Here is an 18,831-nt window from a genome sequence, read left to right as displayed (position 1 = left end):
TCATAATCGAACTATGGCAATTAGTGAAACCCCCGTTATCATGTCGGCCATGCGAGCCTATAAACATCCCAACGCTGAAGACCTGATTCTTGAACGCCTGCTCTATGCGCTCAGCGACCCCGTGCGCCTGGAAATCGTCCGCCATCTGGCCGGCGTCGCCGAAGCCAGCTGTGGCGAGCTGGACGGGGGGCGGCCCAAGTCGAGCATGTCCCACCATTTCCGCGTGCTACGTGATGCGGGGTTGGTACATACCCGCAATGTGGGGACCACCCACATGAATTCGCTGCGCAGCGAAATGCTGGGCGAGCGGTTTCCCGGGCTACTGGAATGCATCCTGCGCCAGCGATGATGTTTGCCGCACGCCCTGGCGGTTAGTGAAGCGCCAAAAAAAAAACCACGAGGTCACCCCCGTGGCTTCTTTCACAACAATGGCCGATTACAGCGCCATGTCGTTCTCAGGCTTGCTTTCAACCGGCTGGCTTGCCGCGCCACCGAAGTCAACGCTGGCGTCGATCACCGGCGGTTTCTCCAGCTGCAACACTTCAGCGGTGTAGTTCCACTCTTTCTGGGTGGCCGCTGCCGAGTCGTTCAGCTTGGTGCCGTAGCTCGGCACGATCTGTTTGATCTTGGCCTGCCACTCTGGGGTAGCGACCTTCTCCTTGAACACGGTTTCCAGCACGGTGAGCATGATCGGCGCAGCAGTCGAAGCACCGGGCGAGGCGCCCAGCAGGCCGGCAATGGTACGGTCTTCGGACGCAACCACTTCGGTACCCAGCTTCAGCACGCCGCCCTTGTCGGCATCACGCTTGATGATCTGCACACGCTGGCCAGCCTGCCACAGGCGCCAGTCTTCCTTCTTGGCATTCGGGAAGTAGGTGCGCAGGGCTTCGAAACGGTCATCGTCAGACAGCATCAGCTGGCCAGCGAGGTATTCCACCAGCGGGTACTGGTCGATACCGACCTTGGTCATCGGCCACACGTTGTGGGTGGTGGTGCTGCTCAGCAGGTCCAGGTACGAGCCATTCTTCAGGAACTTGGTCGAGAACGTGGCGAATGGGCCAAACAGGATCACGCGCTTGCCGTCCAGCACGCGGGTGTCCAGGTGCGGTACCGACATGGGTGGCGCGCCGGTCGAGGCAATGCCGTAAGCCTTGGCCATGTGCTGCATGGCCACGGTCGGGTTCTCGGTCACCAGGAACGAGCCGCCCACCGGGAAGCCTGCGTATTCCTTGGCTTCAGGAATACCCGACTTCTGCAGCAGCTTCAGTGCGCCACCGCCGGCACCGATGAACAGGAACTTGGCATCGGTAGCCGATTCGGTACCGTCCTTCAGGTTCTTGTACTCGACGTGCCAGGAGCCGTCCTTGTTGCGGGTGATGTCTTGCACTTCGCTGGAGAGCTTCAGGTCAAAGTTGTCCTGGGTCTTCAGGTGGCCAACCATCTGGCGGGTGATCTCGCCAAAGTTGACGTCGGTGCCGATTGGCGTCCAGGTCACGGCCAGCTTCTGGTTCGGGTCGCGGCCTTCCATCATCAGCGGGACCCACTTGGCGATCTGCGCGTGGTCCTCGGAGTACTGCATCGGGCGGAACAGCGGGCTGGCCTGCAGCGCGTCGTAGCGCTTTTTCAGGAACTTGATGTTGTCATCGCCCCACACAAAGCTCATGTGCGGTGTGGTGTTGATGAACGAGTGCGGGTTCTTCAGCACGCCCTGACGGACCTGCCAGGCCCAGAACTGACGGGAAATCTGGAAGGCTTCGTTGATTTCGATGGCCTTGGAGATGTTGACGTTGCCGTCTTTGTCTTCCGGGGTGTAGTTCAGCTCGGCCAACGCGGAGTGGCCGGTACCGGCGTTGTTCCAGCCGTTGGAGCTTTCTTCAGCCACGCCGTCCAGGCGCTCGACCATTTCCATCGACCAGCTTGGCTCCAGCTCGTGCAGCCACACGGCCAGGGTGGAGCTCATAATGCCGCCGCCGACCAGCAGCACGTCTACTTTTTTGGTTTCTGCGGCGTGCGCTTGCATGAAGCTCGCAGCGACAGCCAGACCCAGCAAGGTCTTGCCAGCTTTCTTGAACATTGATCTATTCCAGTCAGGAGAACGGAGGGAGGGCCTGTGGCTGGCCCAGGTGTTCCGTGTTCTTCAGCGCAGGCTTGTTGTTGATCATTGTTCGGCAGCCAGAGAACCAGAAAACGACTCGGCCTTTTGTCGAATTGACCGACAGGGCTGAATCGTTTTTCTGATTGTATCCGAAATGCCAGCGCAAACAAATTGCCGGTCCTCGCGTCAAGGTGACGGGTTGTCCCAGGGGATGCCCGCAAGCTTTGCAGTGATTGCAGTATTTTTCTGGCGCCCCTAATATTGAGATCATTTCTCATTCGCACCAGTATGCGCTTGCGCCGGATGCCGCCGTGGTTTCGATCCCAGAGTTGAACAGCTCGCTCCATAGCCTGTACCACAGCCACTCACGCTGGTTGCTCGGCTTTCTGTATCGCCGGCTGGGCAGCCGCTGCGATGCGGCCGACCTGGTGCAAGACACCTTCGTGCGCATCCTCAAGCGCCCACGGCAGTTCGACGGCGAACGTGGCGAACGCTCGTACCTGGCCACCATCGCCCGCGGCCTGTGCGTGGACCACTGGCGCCGGCAGAAGCTGGAACAAGCCTGGTTGCAGCAGTTGGCCTTGCAGCCCGAGGCCCTGCAGCCCTCCCCCGAACAGCGCGCGATCATTGTCGAGACCCTGCACGAGGTGGACGCAATGTTGCAGCGTTTGCCGGGCAAAGTGCGCCAGGCATTCCTGCTGGCGCAGATCGATGGCCTGGCCTACCGCGATATTGCCGCGCACGTCGGGGTAAGCGAACGCATGATCAAAAAGTACCTGGCCCAGGCGTTTGTGCATTGCGCGATTCTTGAAGCCGAACTCGACGGCTTGCTGGTGGAGTGACGCCATGACCTCGCCCGTGCACAAACTCAGCCACGCCAGCCTGCAGCAAGCCGCACACTGGTACGTGCAGTTGCAGGACGAAAACGCCGCACCGCAGTTGCGCACGCAATGGCAACACTGGTTTGACCAGCACGGCGACCATCAGGCGGCCTGGCACTATGTGCAACGGGTCGGCCAGCGTTTTGCCCCGTTGCAGGCCGAAGGTGCGGCTGCGGGCCGGGCACTGCGTGAGCACGATGCGCGTCGCTTCACCCGGCGCACCGGGCTCAAGTCGCTGCTGGTGCTTGGCGCAGGCTCTCTGCTTGGCTGGCGGGCGTGGCACGGCGCGCCGTTGTCGGGCTGGGGTGCCGACATGGCCACCGGCATTGGTGAAGTGCGCGAAACCCGTCTGGCCGATGGCAGCCAGTTGTGGCTAGGGGCGCAGAGTGCCGTGGACACGCAGTTCTCCACATTCAGCCGGGTACTGCGGCTGCGCTTTGGCGAGCTGCTGGTGGAAACCGCCCACGACCCGCGCCGCCCTTTCTTCGTCGACACTGCGCAAGGCCGCATGCAGGCCCTGGGAACACGCTTTGCAGTGTGCCAGCTGGGCGAAAATACCCGGCTGGATGTATACGCCGGCGCTGTTGAGGTATGCACGGCGCAAAGCGGCGAGCGCTGCATCGTGCCAGCGGGCCAGCAGGTGGACTTTAGCGCTCAGGCAATCAGCACCACCCGCCCGGCCCAAAGCGCCGGCGAGTCGTGGATTTATCACCGTCTCAATGCCGAAGACATGCCATTGGGGCATTTGCTGCAAACGCTGGGACGCTATCGCCACGGGCACCTGGGTTGGCACCCGGATGTCGCCAAGCTGTCGGTGATGGGTGCCTTCCCGCTCAACGATACCGATCGCGCACTGGCCTTGTTGCAAGCGGCATTACCGGTGCGGGTGCAGCGGCTGACGCCTTGGTGGGTCACAGTCGAGCCGGTTTGATACCGGTACATCGCGCTGGGTTCTTCGCGGGCATGCCCGCTCCCACAGATGCGGTGTGAACCCGCAGCCTGCGTAGTACCTGTGGGAGCGGGCAAGCCCGCGAAGCAGGCAACACGGTATTTGGATCCCGCTGTGCCGGTGCTGGCAAATTCGTTGGAGCCGGTCAAAAAATCTTCCAACCCGGTTCCCTTTTTCCAATCTCGTTCGGTTAACCCGGCATAGCGCTTCCAACTCACCCTACCGATTCCAGAGACCAGCATGCCGACGCCCTTCCACCCCGCGTTCCGCCTGGCGCTTGCCGCGCCACTTTCGCTTTTTGCTGCCGCGCCACTGATGTTGCCGGCAACCCTGGCCCACGCCGAACAGGCGGCCAGCGCCGAAACCCGCTTCAACATCGCCCCCGGCTCGCTCACCAGCGCCCTCAACCAGTTCAGCAGCCAGGCCGGCATCTACCTGGCCGGCAGCAACGAACTGGCCGCCGGCAAGACCAGCCAGGGGCTGCAGGGCCGCTACAGCGTCGCCCAAGGCCTGGCCCGGCTGCTGCAGGGTAGCGGCCTGCAAGCCGTGCCCCAAGGCAGCGCGGGCTATGTGCTGCAACCGCTTGCCGATGGCACCGCCCTGCAACTGGATGCCACGTCGATCAACGCCGCTACCCTGGTCGCCAGCGACGGCCAGGGCGACAGCGGTTACCGCGCCGTAGCCAGTGCCACTGCCAGCAAAACCAGCAGCGCCCTGGCCGACACCCCGCGCTCGGTTTCGGTGGTAACCCGCCAGCGCATGGATGACCAGCAATCGCAAACCCTCACCGAGGTGCTGGGCTATGTACCAGGCATTTTCTCGCCGCCGTTTGCCGGCGGTGATGGCCAGGCGGGTGACCTGTTCTTCATCCGCGGCTTCAATGCCACCGACTATGGCTACGGCCTGTTGCGCGATGGCCTGCGGGTGCAGGGCAACCGCTACGACACCAGCAGCGAACCCTACGGCCTGGAGCGGGTGGAAGTGTTCCGCGGCCCCACTTCGATCCTGTATGGCGAAAACGCCCCAGGTGGCGTGGTCAACCTGGTCAGCAAGCGGCCTACTGCCGACGCGCGCGGCGAAGTGCAACTGAGCTACGGCTCGCACAACCGGCGCCAGTTGGGCGTCGACGTTTCCGGCCCGCTGACCGATGAGGGGAATGTGCTCGGCCGCCTGGTGATGATGGGCCGCAAGTCTGACACCCAGGTCGACCATCAACCCGACGACCGCATGTACATCGCGCCGTCGCTGACGTTGAACTTCGACGACTTCAACAGCCTGACCGTGCTGGCGACCTACCAGCGCGACCGCACCTTGATGGAGCTCGGTTACCCGGCCGCAGGCACACTGCTGCACAACCCCAACGGCAAGATCGACAAAGACCAGTTGTCCGGCAACCCGGACTGGGACAACTTCGAACGGAAAACCTGGAGCCTGGGCTACGCGTTCAGCCACCGTTTCAACGACACTTGGCAGTTCCGCCAGAACTCGCGCTACATGCAGTCGCGCATCGACCGCCAGGAAATGTGGCCAGGTAACCTGAACAATGGCGGCTTCGGCACCACCCTGGGCAACACGGCCTACGACCGCTACAACAAGTCCATCGCCTACTCGCTGGACAACCAGTTCGAAGGCCACTTTACCCGCGGCGCGTTCGACCACACCTTCCTGATCGGTGCGAGCCTGGACCGCACCTCGTTCAACCAGGATTGGGACGCAGGCAACGGCGGCACCATCAATGTGTTCGACCCGGTGTGGAACGGCAAGCCGAGTACGCCCCTGCATGTGCAGAACGCCTTGCTCGAACAGACCATGTACGGCCTCTACAGCCAGCTGCAAACCAAGGTCGACAACTGGGTACTGCTGCTGGGCGGGCGCCTGGACCGGGTCAACAGCCAGTTCCGCAACAAGGCCGGTACCCTTAACGCGCAAGCCGACATGGACAGCTGGGACAGCAAGTTCACCTGGCAGACCGGGGTGATGTATCAGTTCGAAAACGGCCTGTCGCCGTACTTCAGCTACTCCACGGCCTTTGCCCCGACCCAGCAGACCGAAAGCAGGAACGGCCCGCTGGACCCCACCACCAGCGAGCAGTACGAAGTGGGCATCAAGTACGAACCCAAAGGCTGGAACACCGCCTTCACCGCGTCGGTGTACGACCTGCGCAAGAAGGACGATGTACTGTTCGATTCCGCCGTGGGTGACTACCGCCAGATCGGTGCCAGCCGGGCCAAGGGCGTGGAGCTGGAATTGAACAGCGACCTGAGCGAAAACCTCAACCTCACCGCCGCCTACACCTACACCGATTCGCGTATTACCAAGGACGTGGCCGGGTCGCTGTATGAAGACCACCAAATGACCGGCGTACCACGCAACCAGGCTTCGGTATGGAGCACTTACCGCTTCCGGGACGGGCTGTTCAAGGGCCTGCAGATCGGGGGCGGCGTGCGCCATTTCGACAGCACATTCGCGTACACCCCGGCGAGCCTGTACGGCAAGCTGGATACCGGCGATGTCACGCTGGTGGATGCCAAGGTCGGGTATGAGATCGACGAAAACTGGTCGGTGGAGGTCAATGCCCGCAACCTGTTCGACAAAGAGTACGTGGCAGGCTGCAACAACGCCGGGCGCTGCTATTGGGGTGAAGAGCGCACACTGCTGGGAACCGTGTCGCTGCGCTGGTAAACCGCCCTCAAACAAAAGCCCCCGGGACATTTACATGACCGGGGGCTTTGGATCACGCCGCAAGCGTCGCGATCAGGGTACCGCCAAGATTACTGCTGCTGAGGCAGTTTATCGATCGGGCCGCAGCCACCGATGATCTTGGAGATGGAAACCGAAGGGTGGAACAGGTAGTCGTAAGTGCAGTTTTTCGGTTGGTTGTAAACTTGGCCAGTGCAACCCGACAGCAGGGCAACACCCGAAACAACGGCAACGGCTACGGTGGCCTTGAACAGCTTTTTCATACTAAGTCCTTTAAATGAATCATCTTCGACCATCGTCTGATGGCTGCGGGATCATACAGACTCCCAGCTTTGGATCCAAGCCGTGCGTGGCACAACTTCGTTGCAAGCGTGCAACTGACAGGTGGCTGCCCAATAGTTAGTTACAATAAAAAGCCCCCGGCAACTCATGGTTCCCGAGGGCTTCCTCAATCAGCGATCACCCAGTCAATTGGTTTCCAGCTGATACGCCTTGCTTACGAACAACGCTGCAAACAGGCTCTTGCCTTGCTTGAAAGTGTACTGCTCTTCGAACTTGCCTTCCTCGACCAGTTTCTGCCCGATGGCACATTCCGAGTCGCTGTGGTTCTTGCCCTTGGCGCCGAAATCGCTGCTCCACGACGACAGGCCAACCTCTTCACAGAAGGCAGCGAACTTCGCCTTCGGTACATGCTGCTGGAAGGCATTGTAAGCCTCTTTCAGCGGTTTGAAGCCGCTGTAGCTCACCGAGTAGTTCTCAACCTTGGCTTTGCGGGCAAAACCGCTCACCGCTTCGGCCAATACCGCCTGACCGGTGTACGGGCTGTATGCACCAATCAGCATGGCGCTAAGCGCGCTCTTGAGCTGGGTTTCGACATCGTCCAGCTCCGGCAGCGACTCGAAGTCGGCCTTGCGCACGATCTCACCCACCTTGGAGCCGTCGTTACGGTGGGTCACGACAAACTCCATCGAGCCTTCACCGTCACTGGAACGCTTGATGGTGAAGTCCAGGTCAACCGTGGTGCCAAAATCGCCCGTGCTGCTGACCAGGAACGCGCCAGTCAAGGGCTGGCGCACCGCCATGTTGGCACCCCAGTCGAAATTCGACTCAGTGGCGCGGCCATTGGCGGCCAGCTCTGCGCGGGGCTGGATCTCGTCGCTGACATCAGCCACCAGCACCACCTCAGCGCCCTTGCTGGCAACGAAGGGGTTGCCCATCTGCATGCCCACCAGCTGGATGTGAATGCTACCGTCTTTGCTATCACCGTCGTGGGACAGCTTCAGCGCGTCAGCCTTCAGGTAAATGCCGGCAACATTACGGCTGACGTTGAGCTGGTACTTGGCCCAACCCGCCAGGCCTTCTTCCGGCGAACCACCGCGAGCGGACTCCACCAGGCTGGTCAGCCCGCGCATGAACTGCTGCGCGCCATTGGTCTGCGCGGCTGCCTTGCGGATCTCGGGGTCGGCAACAGTCAGGTTGCCAGAGAACGCCGAGTAGGAAATATCGCCCTCGGCCAGCACATCCTCAAGGAAGTAGCGCTCCTTGAAGTCCTCGTAATAGGCCAGCGCAGCCTTCTTGCCCGAGCTGGCAACCATTGCATAGCCACCGCCGAGCACCAGCACCGCCGCGGCAACACCGCCAATCAGCAGCTGCTTCTTGTTCATCTGTTTGATCATGGTGTTTGCCTCACTGGACCATCGCGGAAGCGTTGTTCCAGTCGTTCACGTACTTTTGGGAGACCTCGGGGGTCCAGCTGAAATCGATACCGGCGTTGGGGAATTCCTTGGCCAGCACGGCGCCGAACGACACACGGTCGGCACAGTGGTCCTGCTTGCAGGCCTCAGGCTCACCCACGCTGTAGGCGCGGTAGGTTGGCACGGCGCGGCCATCGTCCAGCGGGTAGTACGGCGTGGCGTTCGCCACCTGGGTCACGTACCAGCCTTCGCTGTATTCCTCGTCGGCGACCAGACGGCCGGTGCTCGGGAAGTCGATGGTGTAGAAGTCGCCCTTCTTGCCGGTCACGTGCACCATCATCGGCGCCACCCGGGCCGACGTCGCAGGGTCTTGCTGCGCCAGCGGCGAAGCGAAGCGCACCTTGATGCCAGCCATCTGCGCGAGGGCCTCGGTTTCGCGCCCCTTGAAGTCGCTCATGCCGTCTTGCAACTGCTGGTAACGCTCCAGCACCCGGGTGTGCACGCGGGCCAGTTCCTGCTGGCGCTGACGCTCTTCGCGCACACGCTGCTGCTCTCGCTGAACCGCCCAGTTCGCACCATCGCGCACATCGAAGAACAGGCCTTGGCGGTTGATGCCGATGCGGTTGCGGGTGATCTTCTGGGCATCGTTACCCCAGATGTTGTTCGAAATCGCCGACAGGTCCTTGACGATGAACAGGTTGGCCACATCGGTGGTGGTCGGCGAGGTGGCCTTGATCAGGTCGAAGATTTCCAGCGCGGCTTCCTTGTACTTGGCCGCGTCCAGGGCGAACGACTCGTCAGGGGTGACCGCCACGTAGTAAGGGTCGCTGCTAAACGGGCGCAGCACGCCGTAGCTGGAACGGGTGAACGTCAGGTACACCTTCATCTGCCGGCTGGGGATTTCGCCAACCAGGAATGCGGCCTGGTCGGCTTGCGCCGTGAGGTAGGAAACGGCTTTGTCCTTTACCGCAGGCTCGAGGTTCTTGTTGAAGATCAAGCCGCTCGGGTGGGCGTAAACGCGGTTCCAGTTATCGCCACGGTAGGTACCCACGGCCTTCCAGGTGATTTTTTCGAAGCTGCCTTCACCAAAGCCGGACGCCGGGCAGGGCATGGCCGGGGTGGTGCCGAACGACAGGGTGTCACCATTGCCGATGATCTCGCGGCTGAGCACCCATTTGCAGCCCGCGCCGTCCGTTACCTGCATCAGGTTGCGGTTCTCCAGCACCACGGCGCGACCGAAGTCCGACGTGGGGGCAGCGGCTACTGCAGCGGCAGGTGCAGGCACGGGCGGAACGACGGGGGCTGCTGCCGGGGCTTCGGCAGCCGGTGCTGGCGCAGGTGCTGCGGCAACTTCAGGGGCTGGGGCAACTTCTGCTTTCGCCGGCGCTGCTTCAACGACCGCGGGGGCCGGCTCAGCGGTTGGGGCTGGCGCAGCGGCCGCGGCGGCCGGGGCTTGTGCCGAAGCAGCAGGTGCCGGGGCAGCAGGTGCCGGGGCAGTTGCAACAGGTGCTGCCTGGGCGGGCGCCGGGGCGGCGGCGGCAGGTGCAGCAGGCGCGGCAGCCAAGGTCACCAGGCCCAGGTTGCCGGCATTGCCCGAGCCGCTGGCGTAGAGGTTACCCTTGGCATCAACCGCCTTCCAGCTTACCTTGGCAGTCGAGCAGTCCTTGGCAAACACGAACGGCAGCTTGGTCAGCAGCCCCGATAGCAGTTCCTGGTTGTCCCACGCCGGGCGGGTGATGGTCAGTTCAACCTCGGGTTTGCACCACGTGGTGGCATCCCCTGGCACTTCGACCTTGATGTTTTCTTTCTTCGAGAAGGCCAGCTCGTGGGCGAACGCCTGCGGTACCAGACCACAAGCGCCGACCACAGCCAGCGCGAGCGCGTGCTTTTTCATGGAGTTCCTCAGATCAGTTCCCAGGTGCCGTTGGCTTGTTTGCAGAAGGTGTTCTGCTCTTGCTCGGTCTTGCCGCTTTGCGACTTCAGGCTGACAGTGACCGGGCGGCAGGCAGCTTCGGCGGCGACCGTTTCGGTCGGCAGCGACTGCACCGAATCCAGGTCGAAGCCTTGGGTTTCCTTGTTGGCGGCAACGTCCAGCTCGTCCAGGTTCACCGCTGGCGTCACGCGCTTGGCCAAGGCCTGCGCCTTGGGCTCGACGTAGTTCTTGTGCACGTAACCCACGGTCACGCCCTTGCGCCCGACCAGGATCCAGTCGCCAGTGGCGCCGACGGCGGTGAACTCGGTATGGTTCTTCAGGCTGCCGACTTTTTCACCCGTCTGGTTCGGAGCGGCGCGCACGTTAAGGTTGTCGCTGATGGTCACGTATGGCTCGTTGATCAGCTTCATCGACGGCACCGCCTGAATCTTCGGCGCACGCTTGACCTCAACCTTTTTGGTCTGGGTGTATTCCTTGCCCGGCACGATCTGGGCGGTGGCGCCCGAGTGGTCAGACTTCCAGGTCACTGGCTGGGTACTGGCAGTGGTCTGCTGCTGGCTCAGTACTTCCTGGGTGCGCAGCGCCAGGGCCTGCTGGTCCTTCTCGTCCAGCATGTGGCCGATGCGGTTACCCACGTAGGCACCGATGCCGCCGGCAATCAGGGCTGCGGCGATCTTGCCGTTGCCGCTGCCCATGGTCGAGCCGATGGCCACACCGGCCAGGCCGCCGATCACGGTGCCCGCTTGCTCTTTGCTGATCCCGAGCTGTGCACAGGCCGTGGTAGAGGCGATGGCGACCGCCAGAAGGGACGCGACGAATTTCTTACGCAAGTGGAGCACTCCATTTTCGATGGGGCGCACAGCCGCGTACCGCAGCCAACAGTTGGCGGCAGCATTCAGAGTTGTGCAGTTTTTGGGGTGAGAGAGCAGCACTGGCCACGAACGGCAATTCAACCGTCGAGCGAAGGGCGCAGAGGCATACCAGTACGGCGCGAAGCATCCAACGAATCCATGTCAGGAAGAGGTCACCGCCCAGCGCACGTAATCATTACGGCGTTTGGCCTGGGCGTGAGGGGCTTGTAGGGGGCGCATTGTAGCGCAAGGTGCCATTGACAGTTCAAGACAAAATGTTGCGAGAAGCCGGTGTGATCTACGAGCACAAGCCGGCAGCGTTTGCACTCCGGCCTCGCCGCCCTCAGGCACTGCACAGTCCCTGTGGGAGCGGGTTCCCCCGCGAAGAGGCCAGCAAAGCGCTCGACTGGGTTGTAAAGCGAGCCTTTGCCGACGATAGTTCAGGGCACTGCCTTCGTATTGCCCAACAGGAACTCACCATGCTCGGCGTCACCGACTACGGCGCATTCGTCATCGCCTTCATCATCCTTCTGGCCATCCCCGGCCCGGGCAATTTCGCCCTGATCACCGCCACCGGCAAGGGCGGTATCAAGGCTGGCCTGGCCGCGACACTTGGGGTGATCGTGGGTGACCAAGTGCTGCTGTGGCTGGCGGTAGCCGGCGTCGCCACCTTGCTGGCCACCTACCCCACGGCCTTCCATATGGTGCAATGGGCCGGTGCTGCGTACCTGGCGTACCTGGGCCTGCGCATGCTACTGAGCAAACCCGGTGGCTCCGCACACAGCTGCCGCATGGACAACGGCCAGTACTTGCGCCAGACCATGATGATCACCCTGCTCAACCCCAAGGCGATCATGTTCTACATGGCGTTTTTCCCGCTGTTCGTCGACCCGGTGAAGCACCAAGGGCTGGTGACGTTCGGTTTCATGGCTGCGACGGTGGCGGTGGTGACCTTCGCGTATGGGCTGATTGCCGTGGTGCTGACGCACCAGTTGGCTGAACGCATGCGTGCAAACCCGCGCATCAGCAACCTGTTCGAACGGCTGGCGGGGGCTTGTCTGGTAGGGTTTGGTATCAAGTTGGCGGCGATGCGCTGAGCGTGGCCAGACCATGTTCTACAACTTGAACTCAGAATTATTCCCTTCCTTGTAGGGCGTTTCCCAAACATACTGGCAACCCGCTCTAACTGTTGCGACGGACTCGGTCACGCTCTAGTCTCGGCTTGTCGTTGCAAAATCAACGGCCGGCTTTGACAGGCCGACGATTTCCCGCACACGTGCACTGTTTATGGCGGCTGTACGTGGGGCACCGTCGTGTGCGCCGAGTTACTCCGGGATCCTCGGTCTGTCAACCCATGTACAGCTGCCACCCTCTTGTTTGACAGCAAGCTTGCGGCAGCTCCCATGATCCTGGAGATGTGTATGCGCAAGATGGTCCCTGATCCACCCTACTCCCTCGATTCCACCCAGGTCCTGCAAGACACCCTGGTCCAGTCCTCAGAGTACGTACTCTGCGCCCTGTCCGTCGCCCGCCAGTCCGTGCAACTCAAGCCTACCGCCCACAGCTCGATTGTGATGCAGGCCGTGATCCATGAAATGGAGGCAGTCCAGAGCCTGGTCGAGTCGGCATTGATGCAATTGCAGATGCGGCCGCACTTACCCAGTGAGCCGTACACGCTGCACTAGCAGGCCTGGCCTCTTCGCGGCTAAAGCCGCTCCCACAGGGTTATCTCCGCCCTCAGGCACTGCACACCACCTGTGGGAGCGGGTTCACCCGCGAAGAGGCCAGCCCAGGCAACCAGAACCGGGAAACAAATCAATGCCCACCGACAACACACAAGAACCCACCACAGTCGGCAAGACCTGCTTCTACCAAGGCGAAAACAACACCCACCCGCTGTTCCGCATCGAACCCGGCATCCCCTGCCAGGACGCCCGCGAACAAGCATCCGAACTGATGGGTTACGTGCGCGACCTGATCATCACCGGCCTGATGGACGGCGACCAGAAACTGATCTGGGCCTCGCACTACCTGAGTGCCATGGCCAAGGCGCTGCTGGATGATGCTGAATTGGGGATGATGAAAAAGTAAGGCCGGAACGGAAAAGCCCCTGGAGACGCGATGCACCCAGGGGTTTCATTTATCGCGTCTCAGCGCAAACGGACCCCAAAAGCGCCATCGGTCGACGGCAGGGCTGCGACATCTTCCACGGCGATGTAGTCCATTTCCCAAACCCAGACCAATCCCGCTCCAACCGTTGCCAGTGCTCAACTTGCGCCTTAGCCTCATCACGTCAGCCTCATCACGTCATGGCCATTCAACGACTGACGATGACAGGCGGCCATCACTTCTATGCGCCCCTTTTCGTGGCGGTTACCACGTCCACACAGGACTGCAACGCCACTCCGTCGATCTCTCATATACAAGGAGTAGCCACTAGGCTACATTTAATGCATGCCGAATCAGATCGACACTACGTCGGAATTTGACGATTGGCTGGATGGCGTGAAAGATCCGATCGGCAAAGGTGCAGTCACCGCAAGACTCGCACGAGCGGAAAATGGCAGCTTTGGCGATATCGAGTCTGTTGGCGATGGCGTCAGTGAGATGCGAGTGTTTGTCGGCCCCGGTTATAACGGGCTCGACCCGCTACCTGATGCTCTACGGTAGCGATAAAGCGGACCAGCTCAGAGCCATTAAGCGCGCCAAGCAAATCCTTGATGTTATACGAGGTAAACAACGATGAGCGACACATTCACCGCCGAAGACATGCCCATCCTTGAACTCGATTTGAGCAGTACCAAACGCTTCGAGGCCTCCCGGTTTCTGAACAGTCCCGAAACCATCGCGGCTTTCCTGGCAGAGGCAATGAAGGCTAACGATGCGCAAACCCTGATGCATGCCTTGGGGGAAGTGGCAAAAGCCAAGGGCGTGAATCAGTTTGCGCAAGACGCAGGCGTGAATCGTGAGTCGCTTTACAAAACGTTGAAGGGCGGCGATAAAACCCGTTTCACTACTATTCAGAAGCTCATGCTTGCCTTGGGTGTAGAGCTCACGGTCAGACCGCTCAAGAAACTCCCCGCTTCCTCATAGGCTCGCCCCGCGCAATTGGGGCTGCTGACTTCAACCACTTTAGCGACGCACAACGAAAAAGCCCCTGAAGCTTTCGCCTTCAGGGGCTTGATCTTGTATGGCGGAGAGATAGGGATTTGAACCCTAGGTACTGTTGCCAGTACAACGGATTTCGAATCCGTCCCGTTCGACCACTCCGGCATCTCTCCAATGCCGCGCATCATACCAGCGTTCTTTTAAAACGCAAACCTTTTTTTAAAAAAAATCGCGTGGTATCAGGCGCTTGCGTGAACGGGCCGCTTACAGCGGCACGCCCAGGCGCTTGGCAACTTCTTCATAGGCTTCGATTACGTCGCCCAGGCCCTGACGGAAGCGGTCCTTGTCCATCTTCTTGCGGGTTTCTTTGTCCCACAGGCGGCAGCCGTCCGGGCTGAACTCGTCGCCCAGCACGATCTGGCCGTGGAATACGCCGAACTCCAGCTTGAAGTCGACCAGCAGCAGGCCGGCGTCATCGAACAGCTTGCTCAGCACTTCGTTAACCTTCAGCGACAGCTTTTTCATTTCGACCAGCTGCTCGGCGGTGCCCCAGCCGAACGCGACAACGTGGGATTCGTTGATGAAGGGGTCGCCCTTCTCGTCGTTTTTCAGGAACAGTTCGAAGGTGGACGGCTCGAGCTTGATGCCCTCCTCCACGCCCAGGCGCTTGACCAGGCTACCGGCGGCGTAGTTGCGCACTACGCATTCGACCGGGATCATGTCCAGCTTCTTCACCAGGCACTCGTTGTCACCCAGCAGCTTGTCAAACTGGGTTGGCACGCCGGCTTCTTCCAGTTTCTGCATGATGAAGGCGTTGAACTTGTTGTTCACCATGCCTTTGCGGTCGAGTTGTTCGATGCGCTTGCCGTCGAACGCCGAAGTGTCGTTACGGAACAGCAGGATCAAGCGGTCGGCGTCGTCGGTCTTGTAAACCGATTTGGCCTTGCCGCGGTAGAGTTCGTCGCGTTTTTCCATGATTGGGCTCCGCTTGCTTGAGGTGTTGGGCTAGGCGATTTCGCGCCAGTCGAGCCCGTGTTCCTGATTCGCCACCTGGAGCCAGTCCGGGTCGCACCCTAAGGTGTCGACAAAGCACTGGCGGGCCAAGTGTGGCAGGTTGTTCTTGCTGCTGAGGTGGGCCAGCACCAGGTGTTGCAGGTTGCTCCAGCCCAACTCGTGCACCAGGCGCGCGGCCTGGTGATTGTTCAAATGCCCTTGCATGCCACCTACCCGCTGCTTCAGGAAGACCGGGTAGTGGCCGCGTGCCAGCAGGTCGCGGCAATGGTTGGCCTCGATCAGCAGTGCATCCAGGCCTTGGTAACGTTCCAGCAACAGCGCGTCGTACGAGCCCAGGTCGGTCAGCATGCCGAAGCGCCGCTGGCCGTCGCTGATCACGTACTGCAACGGCTCGTAGGCGTCGTGCTCTACCCGCGCCGCGGTCACTTCCAGGCTGCCGATACGCAGGCTTTGGCCACAAGCGAGAAAACCGGCCACCTCCACCGGCTTGCGCATGCCGCGCAAGGTCCCTTGGCTGAGGTAGACCGGTACATTGTAGCGCCGTGACAGCAAGCCGACCCCATGCACGTGGTCGGCATGTTCGTGGGTGACCAATACTGCGCTGAGCTGGGCCGCCGAGACGCCGAGCAGCGCCAGGCGCCGCTCGGTTTCACGCAGGGAAAAGCCGCAATCGACCAGGATGAACGTGTCACCACTGGCGATCAGCGTGCCGTTCCCTTGGCTACCGCTTCCGAGTACCGCGAAGCGCACTTAACCCAGGTGGTCCTGAATGGCGCTCAGCACGCGGCGGGCGACATCGGCCGGAGCCACGGTGTTGATGTTTTTCTCGACCGTGACCTGCACGCTCTCACCCACCTTGCTCAGGCGAACCTGGTAGCGCTCGGCGCGGGCTTCACGCTCTTCCTTGGTCGGCTCGCTGCCGAACATGCGGCTGAAGAAGCCAGGCTGGTTCTGCTTGTCGTCAGGCTTTTCCGACAGGTTGATGTAGTACAGGCCCAGGCTGCGGTTGATGTCTTCGACACGCCACTCGCCACCCTGCTCCAGGGCACGGCCCACGCCAGACCAGGCGCGGTCCAGGTCGGAGCCCAGGTACAGCACCGGGTTGCCGCTGCCGTCTTCGCTGAGGCTGACGCGGCTTGGCGCGTCGAAATCGCGCGCGGCCAGCAGCGACACCGAACCGCCCTTCTCGGCGCTGCGGTTCATGCTGGCAAGCATTTCGTCGACCAGCAGGGCATCGGCGCCGGTGTTGGCAGACGTGGACGGGAATGCAGGCTCGGCAGTGCTGCCGGCCGGGCGCTCGACGCTCACCACGTATACCTCGGAGGTGTTGCGCTGCACGCCGGGCTCCATGCGCACACGTACACGCACTTCGCTGTCACCGCTGCTGGCAGTGCTGGCCAGGCGCTGGCCAAGCGATGCCGACAGCTCGTCGAAACGCTGCCAGGTGGTGTTGAATTCACCGGTCTGCGGGCGCTCTTCGGCAATACGGAAGCCGTTGTCCTCGAAGAACTGGCGGGCCACTGGCCACACCTCGGCAGGCGAATGCTGGGCCAGCACCCAACGGCTGCTGCCGCTGCGTTGCAGGCTGTAATCGGTAACCTGGGCGGCGCCACCGGTCAGCGGTTGCGGGCGCGGCACCTCGAACTCGCCAGCGACGTTGTCATCGGCGACGTTACGTGGAATGGGCAGCAACGGGTCAAGGCGCTTGACGTTGCTGACGTCCTGCGGCAGCTGCATCGGCGCGGTCGGGTGCGCCTGCAGGTAATCGCTGCCGCGGTCGCGGAAATAGCCATCCTCGCCCCACAGCCAGCCACACCCACTGGTGCTGGAGATAATCAGGGCAAGGGCGGAAAGACCAGCCAGTCGCTTCATGCGGTGCACTTCCTCTTAAACCAGTACGCCGGACTGGCGCAAGGCAGTACGGACTTTTTCGTGGCAGCCTTCGCTCAGCCAGGTCAGTGGCAGGCGAATGCCTTTTTGCATCAGGCCCATTTCGACGAGCGCCCACTTCACCGGGATCGGGTTGGCTTCGCAGAACAGGTCTTTGTGCAGCGGCATGAGTTTTTCGTTGATTGCGCGGGCCTTCTCGGCATTGCCCTCAAGGGCGGCCTCGCACAGGTCGGCCATTTCGCGCGGGGCGACGTTGGCCGTAACAGAGATGTTGCCCTTGCCACCCATCAGGATCAGCTCGACGGCAGTTGGGTCGTCGCCGGACAGGACGATGAAGTCCTTGCTGACGCCATCGAGGATGGCCTTGGCGCGCACCAGGTCGCCGGTGGCTTCCTTGATGCCGATGATGTTCGGCACGGTCGACAGGCGGATCACGGTCTCGGCCTGCATGTCGCAGGAGGTGCGGCCGGGTACGTTGTAGAGGATTTGCGGGATGTCGACGGCTTCGGCGATGTGCTTGAAGTGCTGGTACAGGCCTTCCTGGGTCGGCTTGTTGTAGTACGGCACAACCAGCAGGCAGGCATCGGCGCCGGCGTTCTTGGCGTTTTGCGTCAGGTGCACCGCTTCGGTGGTGGAGTTGGCACCGGTGCCGGCGATGACCGGAATCGGCTTGGCGCTGCGCTTGACGCGCTCGACCACGTGCTTGATGACCAGAATGTGTTCTTCGACATCCAGCGTGGCCGACTCACCGGTGGTGCCGACAGCGACGATCGCATGGGTGCCGTTTTCCAGGTGGAAGTCTACAAGTTTGTCGAGGCTGCCCCAGTCAACACGCCCTTGTGCATCCATGGGTGTGACCAATGCCACCATACTGCCCGCAATCATGTAACTGCTCCTGCCGGAAAAAGAGAGCGGTAATGGTACTGGGGGCATCGACCTTGCACAAGCGAAGCAGGCGGGCGGAGCATTCCCCTCGGCGCCTTATTTCGCTACCCTTGACCCTTTGATCGGTGCAGCGCGGCCCGCCGGGCCGTCGACCTTGCTCCCCGCCAGCGTCCAAGACCTCGCATGCGAGCCCCGGGCCCTGCCGACAGGAGGCTTCAGACCGTCCTGCACCGACCGCTCATCGCTTTAGGAATGCTGCATGTCCACCCCCACCACTGTTCGCGAACAATTCCTTGTCATCAGTGCCTTGGGCCCGAATCCCATGGAACTGGCCAACGTCCTCAGCCGCGCTGCCTTCGAAAACCGCTGCGCGGTGGTCACCTCGCGCCTGAGCCGCCACGGCGAGACCAGCGCCCTGGTGCTGCAGGTGGGCGGCAGCTGGGACGCCCTGGCGCGCCTCGAATCCACCCTGCCGGGCCTGGGCAAGAAGCACGGCCTGACCCTGGACGTGGTGCGCAGCGCCGACCAGGAGGTGCGCCCGCAGGCCCTGCCCTACGTGGCTTATGTGAGCGCCGCTTACCGCCCGGACATCATCAACGAGCTGTGCCAGTTCTTCCTCGATCACCGTGTCGAGCTGGAAGCCATGACCTGCGACACCTACCTGGCACCGCAGACCGGCAGCAGCATGCTCAACGCCCAGTTCACCGTGATCCTGCCGGCCGGCACCCAGATCAGCTGGCTGCGTGACCAGTTCCTGGACTTTGCCGACGCCCTGAACCTCGATGCGCTGATCGAGCCATGGCGCCCACAGAACCCAATGTAAGGAAACCG

General features: G+C 61.7%; 18 protein-coding genes, 1 tRNA gene and 1 pseudogene. 10 read left to right on the top strand and 10 right to left on the bottom strand.

What is annotated here, in order from left to right; genetic code table 11:
• Nucleotides 1-13 precede the first annotated feature (13 nt).
• Entirely contained in the window at nucleotides 14-349 is a 336-nt protein-coding gene (locus tag CKW35_RS20360; RefSeq protein WP_016488623.1) for a helix-turn-helix transcriptional regulator, read from the top strand.
• 87 nt (nucleotides 350-436) lie between these two features.
• Here CKW35_RS20360 and mqo read toward each other — a convergent pair whose 3' ends face one another.
• Entirely contained in the window at nucleotides 437-2,074 is a 1,638-nt protein-coding gene (gene mqo / locus CKW35_RS20355; RefSeq protein ID WP_016488624.1) for a malate dehydrogenase (quinone), read from the bottom strand.
• A 332-nt stretch (nucleotides 2,075-2,406) separates the two neighbouring features.
• Here mqo and CKW35_RS20350 point away from each other — a divergent pair, with 332 nt between their 5' ends.
• From CKW35_RS20350 to CKW35_RS20340, 3 genes are all read left to right on the top strand, one after another.
• Entirely contained in the window at nucleotides 2,407-2,937 is a 531-nt protein-coding gene (locus CKW35_RS20350; protein WP_095116734.1) for a sigma-70 family RNA polymerase sigma factor, read from the top strand.
• A 4-nt stretch (nucleotides 2,938-2,941) separates the two neighbouring features.
• Nucleotides 2,942-3,907, top strand: a complete 966-nt coding sequence (locus CKW35_RS20345) for a FecR domain-containing protein (RefSeq protein ID WP_023047027.1) — start codon at nucleotides 2,942-2,944, stop codon at nucleotides 3,905-3,907.
• Between the two features lie 258 nt (nucleotides 3,908-4,165).
• A complete protein-coding gene (locus tag CKW35_RS20340; RefSeq protein ID WP_095116732.1) occupies nucleotides 4,166-6,607 on the top strand; it encodes a TonB-dependent siderophore receptor in 2,442 nt (813 codons plus the stop codon).
• Nucleotides 6,608-6,696: 89 nt separating this feature from the next.
• Here CKW35_RS20340 and CKW35_RS20335 read toward each other — a convergent pair whose 3' ends face one another.
• The 4 genes from CKW35_RS20335 to CKW35_RS20320 form a co-directional block, all read right to left on the bottom strand.
• Nucleotides 6,697-6,888 carry a YhfL family protein gene (locus CKW35_RS20335; protein ID WP_003254720.1) on the bottom strand — a complete coding sequence of 64 codons (192 nt, stop codon included), beginning with the start codon at nucleotides 6,886-6,888 and terminating at the stop codon, nucleotides 6,697-6,699.
• A 204-nt stretch (nucleotides 6,889-7,092) separates the two neighbouring features.
• Nucleotides 7,093-8,301 carry a hypothetical protein gene (locus CKW35_RS20330; protein WP_016488628.1) on the bottom strand — a complete coding sequence of 403 codons (1,209 nt, stop codon included), beginning with the start codon at nucleotides 8,299-8,301 and terminating at the stop codon, nucleotides 7,093-7,095.
• A gap of 10 nt (nucleotides 8,302-8,311) precedes the next feature.
• The gene (locus CKW35_RS20325) at nucleotides 8,312-10,213 is read right to left on the bottom strand and encodes a hypothetical protein (RefSeq protein WP_095116730.1); all 1,902 of its coding nucleotides are present in this window, start codon (nucleotides 10,211-10,213) and stop codon (nucleotides 8,312-8,314) included.
• A gap of 8 nt (nucleotides 10,214-10,221) precedes the next feature.
• On the bottom strand, nucleotides 10,222-11,082 hold the full coding sequence (locus CKW35_RS20320) for an SH3 domain-containing protein (RefSeq protein WP_070086720.1): 861 nt from the start codon (nucleotides 11,080-11,082) through the stop codon (nucleotides 10,222-10,224).
• Between the two features lie 500 nt (nucleotides 11,083-11,582).
• Between CKW35_RS20320 and CKW35_RS20310 the strand changes: the two genes are divergently transcribed.
• The 5 genes and pseudogenes from CKW35_RS20310 to CKW35_RS20290 all read left to right on the top strand — a co-directional run bounded on the left by CKW35_RS20310 (nucleotide 11,583) and on the right by CKW35_RS20290 (nucleotide 14,196).
• Nucleotides 11,583-12,200, top strand: coding sequence for a LysE family transporter (locus CKW35_RS20310; RefSeq protein ID WP_016488631.1), 618 nt, complete (start codon nucleotides 11,583-11,585; stop codon nucleotides 12,198-12,200).
• A gap of 324 nt (nucleotides 12,201-12,524) precedes the next feature.
• The gene (locus CKW35_RS20305) at nucleotides 12,525-12,788 is read left to right on the top strand and encodes a hypothetical protein (protein ID WP_016488632.1); all 264 of its coding nucleotides are present in this window, start codon (nucleotides 12,525-12,527) and stop codon (nucleotides 12,786-12,788) included.
• A 133-nt stretch (nucleotides 12,789-12,921) separates the two neighbouring features.
• Complete coding sequence (locus CKW35_RS20300) at nucleotides 12,922-13,194, top strand: DUF3077 domain-containing protein (protein ID WP_060519570.1); 273 nt, start codon at nucleotides 12,922-12,924, stop codon at nucleotides 13,192-13,194.
• A 363-nt stretch (nucleotides 13,195-13,557) separates the two neighbouring features.
• Nucleotides 13,558-13,849 (top strand): annotated as a pseudogene (locus CKW35_RS20295) (type II toxin-antitoxin system RelE/ParE family toxin).
• Nucleotides 13,846-14,196, top strand: coding sequence for an addiction module antidote protein (locus CKW35_RS20290; RefSeq protein ID WP_016488634.1), 351 nt, complete (start codon nucleotides 13,846-13,848; stop codon nucleotides 14,194-14,196). Before CKW35_RS20295 ends, CKW35_RS20290 begins: the two are co-directional and overlap by 4 nt.
• Before the next feature lie 98 nt (nucleotides 14,197-14,294).
• Here the strand turns inward: CKW35_RS20290 and CKW35_RS20285 are convergent.
• The 5 genes from CKW35_RS20285 to dapA all read right to left on the bottom strand — a co-directional run bounded on the left by CKW35_RS20285 (nucleotide 14,295) and on the right by dapA (nucleotide 18,000).
• Nucleotides 14,295-14,384: transfer RNA gene (locus CKW35_RS20285), tRNA-Ser, on the bottom strand.
• A gap of 91 nt (nucleotides 14,385-14,475) precedes the next feature.
• Nucleotides 14,476-15,186 (bottom strand): phosphoribosylaminoimidazolesuccinocarboxamide synthase, encoded by a 711-nt coding sequence (purC, locus tag CKW35_RS20280; RefSeq protein ID WP_011535129.1) that lies wholly within the window; start codon nucleotides 15,184-15,186, stop codon nucleotides 14,476-14,478.
• Between the two features lie 30 nt (nucleotides 15,187-15,216).
• A complete protein-coding gene (locus tag CKW35_RS20275) occupies nucleotides 15,217-15,975 on the bottom strand; it encodes an MBL fold metallo-hydrolase (protein ID WP_016488635.1) in 759 nt (252 codons plus the stop codon).
• A complete protein-coding gene (gene bamC / locus CKW35_RS20270) occupies nucleotides 15,976-17,097 on the bottom strand; it encodes an outer membrane protein assembly factor BamC (RefSeq protein ID WP_016488636.1) in 1,122 nt (373 codons plus the stop codon).
• A gap of 15 nt (nucleotides 17,098-17,112) precedes the next feature.
• Nucleotides 17,113-18,000: a 4-hydroxy-tetrahydrodipicolinate synthase gene (gene dapA / locus CKW35_RS20265; RefSeq protein ID WP_016488637.1), complete on the bottom strand. Its 888-nt coding sequence runs from the start codon at nucleotides 17,998-18,000 to the stop codon at nucleotides 17,113-17,115.
• Nucleotides 18,001-18,259: 259 nt separating this feature from the next.
• On the opposite strand from dapA, the gene CKW35_RS20260 reads away from it, so the two are divergent.
• Nucleotides 18,260-18,823: a glycine cleavage system protein R gene (locus CKW35_RS20260; protein ID WP_016488638.1), complete on the top strand. Its 564-nt coding sequence runs from the start codon at nucleotides 18,260-18,262 to the stop codon at nucleotides 18,821-18,823.
• Nucleotides 18,824-18,831: the final 8 nt, after the last annotated feature.

Source organism: Pseudomonas sp. Irchel 3F3 (assembly GCF_900187545.1).
Taxonomy (GTDB): Bacteria; Pseudomonadota; Gammaproteobacteria; order Pseudomonadales; family Pseudomonadaceae; genus Aquipseudomonas; species Aquipseudomonas fortuita.
This window is presented reverse-complemented; position numbering and strand designations above follow the sequence as displayed.

Coding starts and splice junctions, on each gene's coding strand:
- CKW35_RS20360 (WP_016488623.1), top strand. CDS start 14: ATGGCAATTAGTGAAACCCCCGTTATCATGTCGGCCATGCGAGCCTAT.
- mqo (WP_016488624.1), bottom strand. CDS start 2,074: ATGTTCAAGAAAGCTGGCAAGACCTTGCTGGGTCTGGCTGTCGCTGCG.
- CKW35_RS20345 (WP_023047027.1), top strand. CDS start 2,942: ATGACCTCGCCCGTGCACAAACTCAGCCACGCCAGCCTGCAGCAAGCC.
- CKW35_RS20340 (WP_095116732.1), top strand. CDS start 4,166: ATGCCGACGCCCTTCCACCCCGCGTTCCGCCTGGCGCTTGCCGCGCCA.
- CKW35_RS20335 (WP_003254720.1), bottom strand. CDS start 6,888: ATGAAAAAGCTGTTCAAGGCCACCGTAGCCGTTGCCGTTGTTTCGGGT.
- CKW35_RS20330 (WP_016488628.1), bottom strand. CDS start 8,301: ATGATCAAACAGATGAACAAGAAGCAGCTGCTGATTGGCGGTGTTGCC.
- CKW35_RS20325 (WP_095116730.1), bottom strand. CDS start 10,213: ATGAAAAAGCACGCGCTCGCGCTGGCTGTGGTCGGCGCTTGTGGTCTG.
- CKW35_RS20310 (WP_016488631.1), top strand. CDS start 11,583: ATGCTCGGCGTCACCGACTACGGCGCATTCGTCATCGCCTTCATCATC.
- CKW35_RS20305 (WP_016488632.1), top strand. CDS start 12,525: ATGCGCAAGATGGTCCCTGATCCACCCTACTCCCTCGATTCCACCCAG.
- CKW35_RS20300 (WP_060519570.1), top strand. CDS start 12,922: ATGCCCACCGACAACACACAAGAACCCACCACAGTCGGCAAGACCTGC.
- CKW35_RS20290 (WP_016488634.1), top strand. CDS start 13,846: ATGAGCGACACATTCACCGCCGAAGACATGCCCATCCTTGAACTCGAT.
- purC (WP_011535129.1), bottom strand. CDS start 15,186: ATGGAAAAACGCGACGAACTCTACCGCGGCAAGGCCAAATCGGTTTAC.
- bamC (WP_016488636.1), bottom strand. CDS start 17,097: ATGAAGCGACTGGCTGGTCTTTCCGCCCTTGCCCTGATTATCTCCAGC.
- dapA (WP_016488637.1), bottom strand. CDS start 18,000: ATGATTGCGGGCAGTATGGTGGCATTGGTCACACCCATGGATGCACAA.
- CKW35_RS20260 (WP_016488638.1), top strand. CDS start 18,260: ATGTCCACCCCCACCACTGTTCGCGAACAATTCCTTGTCATCAGTGCC.